Annotated in this window: 4 protein-coding genes; all 4 read left to right on the plus strand. The window is 66.7% G+C overall.

What is annotated here, in order from left to right; translation table 11 throughout:
* Window positions 1–1,382: FAD-dependent oxidoreductase (locus A5652_RS18870; protein ID WP_232001242.1), on the plus strand; the 1,382-nt coding region annotated here is incomplete at its 5' end.
* Window positions 1,379–2,389, plus strand: a complete 1,011-nt coding sequence (locus A5652_RS18875) for a DUF5914 domain-containing protein (RefSeq protein WP_067354882.1) — start codon at window positions 1,379–1,381, stop codon at window positions 2,387–2,389. The genes A5652_RS18870 and A5652_RS18875, both read left to right, overlap by 4 nt.
* A 216-nt stretch (window positions 2,390–2,605) precedes the next feature.
* Window positions 2,606–4,873, plus strand: coding sequence for a catalase (locus tag A5652_RS18880; RefSeq protein WP_067354885.1), 2,268 nt, complete (start codon window positions 2,606–2,608; stop codon window positions 4,871–4,873).
* 197 nt (window positions 4,874–5,070) lie between these two features.
* Window positions 5,071–5,184, plus strand: a 114-nt coding sequence (locus tag A5652_RS27735) for a DUF2784 family protein (protein ID WP_156745416.1), incomplete at its 3' end; no start/stop codon positions are given.

Raw genomic sequence — 5,184 nt, forward strand, 5'->3', positions numbered from 1 at the left:
GCATCGGGCACTCGGGCGGCGGCGAGCGGGCGGCGCTTCTCCTCCCACGAGACAGCGCGGTACTTGAAGGGGGCGCCGAGCTCGCGATGAACCGCGGCTTCCACGCGTTCTTCCGGCAGTACTACAACCTGCGCGCCCTGCTGAGCCGAATCGACCCGCAACTGCGGATGCTCACTCCCGTCGAGGATTACCCGCTGATCGACGGGGCGGGCCGGCGCGACAGCTTCCGCGGGCTGCCGCGCACCCCACCGTGGAACGCCGTGGTGTTCGCGGCGCGCAGCCCCACGTTCCGGCTGCGTGACTTCACCCGCATCGACGCCCGGGCGGCCGCACCACTGGCCGCCGTATCGGTGCCCGGCACCTACAAGCGCCTGGACCACACCGACGCCGCGACGTTCCTCGAAGACATCCGTTTCCCCGAGGCCGCACGGCATCTGGCGTTCGAGGTCTTCTCCCGCAGCTTCTTCGCCGACCCCTCCCAGCTGTCGGCGGCCGAATTGGCGACCATGTTTCACATCTACTTTTTGGGGTCGTCCGAAGGCCTGATCTTCGACGTGCCGTGCGCGAACTACGACAGCGCCCTGTGGGAGCCGTTGCGCGCCTACCTCGAAGGGCTGGGCGTGCGGTTCCGGCTCGCAACCAAAGTGCTGAGCATCCAAATGGAGTCGACGAAGCCCTTCCGGGTGTGCACCGATTCCGATGCCCACCCCGACGTCGACGCCGCCGTATTGGCCACCGACGTCGAGGGCTTGAAGCGGATCGTTGCTGCGTCGAGCGACCTGGGCACCGACGAGTGGCGTGCCCAGATATCGCGGCTGCGCACCGCGCCGCCGTTCGCCGTGCATCGGTTGTGGCTCGACCGGCCGGTGGCGGCGCACCGGCCGGCGTTTCTGGGCACCGCCGGCCATGAGCCGCTCGACAACATCAGCGTGCTGGACCGCTACGAATGCGAAGCCCGCAACTGGGCCGCCGCGCATCACGGTTCTGTCGTCGAACTGCACTCGTACGCATTGGATTCCGCGCCGTCGCGCGCCGCCGCGCTACGACAGCTGCACAGGATCTATCCGGAAACCGCTGCGGCACAGATCGTCCACGAGAAGCTGCTGCATCGCAGCGACTGCCCACTGTTTTCCCCCGGCTCCTATCCCTACCGGCCGCCGGTCAGCACGCCGACACCGGGACTGTTGCTGGCCGGCGACGCCATCCGCATCGACTTGCCGGTGGCCCTCATGGAGCGGGCCGCCACCACCGGCTGGTGCGCGGCGAATCAACTCCTGCAACGATGGGGGTTAGCCGGGCACCCGTTGGCCACGGTACCCACCCATGGCCGGTCACCACTGCTGCGATGGCTGGCCGAGCGCGAAAGATCCAGCCGACCATGAAGATCCACGAACAGCTTCAACAACGCCTGTCCGCCACGCGGACCAAAGGGTGGCCACTGCAGGTGCTTCCGCGCATGTCATGGGCCGATCAGCGCCCGACATATCGCGACGCACAACCCGCGATCATCGAGGGCGCGTTGCGGCGCTCGCAGCGCAAATCCACCGGCAACTGGTATGCGTTCGCCGCCAGCGACCGGGTGCCCGTCGGACGACCCTTGGGCACGCGGGTGGCGGGTGCCGACCTCGTCGCCTGGCGCGACGAACGGGGCGGGCTGTGCGTGGGGCCGCGCAGTTGTCCGCATTTGGGGGCGGACCTGGCCACCGGCACCGTGCACCGGGGCGCGCTGATCTGCCGCTGGCACGGCCTGACGCTGGACGGACGCGCTCGCGAATTCGGCTGGAGCCCGCTGCCCAGCCACGACGACGGCGTCCTGGCATGGGTGCGGCTCGACGCCGTGGGCAAGGAGGAACCGCTGGATCGGCCGGTGATTGGGCAGCGGCCGACCGGCGACACGCTGAGCGCGGTCGCCCGCATGGTGGGCGTGTGCGAGCCGAGCGACATCATCGCCAACCGCCTCGATCCATGGCACGGCGCGTGGTTTCACCCCTACTCGTTCACCCGGCTCGATGTGCTCACGACACCCACCGAACAGGTCGACCGATTCGTGGTGGCGGTGACCTTCCGGATGGGACGCCTGGGGGTGCCCGTCGTCGCGGAGTTCAGTTGCCCCGAGGCGCGCACCATCGTCATGCGCATCGTGGACGGAGAGGGCGCCGGCAGCGTCGTCGAAACCCACGCGACCCCAATGGGTTCGGGTCCCGATGGCCGACCGCGCACCGCCGTCCTGGAAGCCACCATCGCGCATTCGGACCGGCCCGGTTTCGCGCGCGCCTCGCGGGTGGCGCCCTTGATCACGCCCTTCGTGCGCTATGCGGCCACCAAACTATGGCGCGACGATCTCGCCTATGCCGAGCGCCGCTACCAGGTACGCGCGGGAATCGGGTAGCCAGGTGGCGTTTCGCGGCCGGCCTCGAATTCGGCCGGCACACCGATTCGCTCTGACACGCTGAACTGACCCTAGGGGCTTACGCTGCCGGTTTGCCCAGTTGTTCAACTTGTCATGCCAAGCGGGGTTTCGCCGCGTCGCTTAGGGGAACGCGGGAGTTTAGCCGCCGGAGACCTCAGGCGGGCGAATTGCATTCAAGCCAACCAAGGAGAATCGATGGCGGACGATGGCGGGCGCACTAACCCGGTCAAGGGTGTAGTCGAGGGCGTCAAGGCAGTGGCCAAACAGGCGATCGGGGCGGTGTCCGGTCAGGATTATCTGGTCCGCGAAGGGAAGGCCCAGAAGGCTCAGGCAAGCGGCTACATTCCCAGCGCGCCGGGCGCCGAACCACCAGACCTGACCGAGCCGACGACACCGCGAGGGCCGTTGCCGCCCAAGAACGATCAAATCGCTCCGGATCTTCGCACCGCGACCGGAACACCGGTGGATGGCCCGGCGACCGCGCGGGGGCAGCAGGACAACTACTTGACCACCGCTCAGGGTGTGCGGTTGTATGACACCGATCATTCGCTGAAGGCCGGTGAACGCGGCCCGACGCTCCTGCAGGATCATCATCTGCGCGAGAAGATCACGCACTTCGATCATGAGCGCATTCCCGAACGGGTGGTGCACGCCCGTGGCGCGGGCGCTCACGGCGTATTCCGGGGTAACGGCGCCGCCGAGAAACTCTGTAAGGCGGAGTTTCTCAGGTCCGGTGTCGAGACTGCGGTATTCGTCCGGTTCTCAACCGTCATCGGCTCCCGCGGATCGGCCGACACCGTGCGGGACACCCGTGGCTTCGCCACCAAGTTCTACACGAACGAGGGCACATTTGATCTGGTCGGCAACAACATCCCGGTGTTCTTCATTCAGGACGGCATCAAATTCCCCGACGTCATCCATGCGGCCAAGCCGCACCCGGATCGCGAGATCCCGCAAGCCCAGACAGCGCACGACACGTTCTGGGATTTCGTGTCGCTACACACCGAAGCATCCGCGCACACCATGTGGGCCATGTCCGACCGGGCGATCCCGCGGTCTTACCGGACGATGGAGGGCTTCGGCGTCCACACGTTCCGGCTGGTCGCGCCGGACGACACGACGTCGTTGGTGAAGTTCCATTGGAAGCCGCGGCTGGGGGTGCATTCGCTGGTGTGGGAGGAGGCGCAGATCGCCGCTGGCGTCGACCCCGACTTCCACCGGCGTGACCTCGCCGACGCCATCGAGGCCGGCGCCTACCCCGAGTGGGATCTGGGCATCCAGGTCTTCCCGGACAACCCGGAGCAAACCTTCGAAGGCATCGATCTCCTCGACTCAACGAAGATTGTGCCCGAGGAGTTGGCCCCGGTTCAGGTCATCGGCACCATGCAGCTCAACGCCAACCCGACCAACTTCTTCGCCGAAACCGAGCAGGTCGCCTTTCATATCGGTCACTTGGTTCCCGGTATCGACGTCACCGACGACCCACTGCTGCACGCACGGTTGTTCTCCTACCTCGACACTCAGATCACCCGGCTGGGCGGCCCGAACTTCGCGCAGATCCCGATTAACCGCCCGCACGCGCCGGTCAACGACATGTTGCGGGACGGCTTTCACCAACACGGCGTACATCCGGGCAATGCGCCCTACCGCCCGAATTCCATTGATGGCGGATGCCCGTTCGCCGCCGGAGCCGATCTCGCCGCCTTCATCGAGGCCCCCGTTGCGCTGCCCGCGTCGAGGAAATGTCGCGCAAATCCCGCGAGCTACGACGACCACTTCAGCCAGGCGACGTTGTTCTATCGCAGCCTGCAGCCGGTCGAACAGGCACATGTGATCGAGGCGTTCGCCTTCGAGTTGGGTAAATGCTACGAGCAGGTGATCAAAGAACGCGAGCTCTCTGTGCTCGCGAAGATCGATACCGAGCTGTGCGCCGCCGTCGCGGAGCGACTGGGTTTGGAGCCGCCTGTTCCGGGCGCGGCGCCTTCCGCCCCGGCGGGCAGTCCGGCGCTTTCGCAAGTCGGGAAACGGTGGCCGGTGGCCGGTCGTCGCATCGGCATCCTCACCGACGCGGAGTCCGACATCGGCGAGGTGACTGCGGCGGTTGCCGCGATCACCGCCGCCAAGCTGGTCCCCCTGGTGTTCGCTTCACATGGTGGAACGCTGAACCGCGACGGCGGCCCGCCAGTTTCTCGCACCTATTCGACGGGACGATCCGTAGAAGTCGACGCGGTTCTCGTCGCTGGATCACCAGCCGAAGCCAGTGCTCGGACCCTCGTCGACGAGGCGTTCCGTCATCTCAAGCCGATCGGCGTGCTGCCGCCGGGGACCAATCTGCTTGCGGCAGCGGGCCTTCCGGCGGAAGGAGAGGGTATCTTCACGGGCTCGGACGCGTCGGGAATCGTCTCGTCGCTCGTCACCGGTCTCGAGGAGCACCGCGTGTGGAACCGCGTCGTCCCCACTTGACCGGTCAGACCGGGGCCGGGCCTACGGCTGGATCGGATTGTCGGCGACGGACAGCTGTCCGGCTGAGCATTCGTCGTGTCAACCGTGCTGGTGAACGACCGGAACGATGCGCAACCTAGCGCACGGTGCAAGGATATTGAAACGTTCGCAATCAGGCATGGCCAGCCGTGACGAACCGGTACGTCGCCGTCGTCGCGGTGACGGTCGGTGCACACCTGGCGTACCTGCTGTACGTACCGTGCGGGGGTCTCCTAGCGTTGCGCTGGCCTCGAACCATGCTCGTGCACGTACCGGCAGTGGCTTGGCGTGTC

The organism is Mycobacterium sp. 1165178.9, assembly GCF_001673555.1.
Taxonomy (GTDB): Bacteria; Actinomycetota; Actinomycetes; order Mycobacteriales; family Mycobacteriaceae; genus Mycobacterium.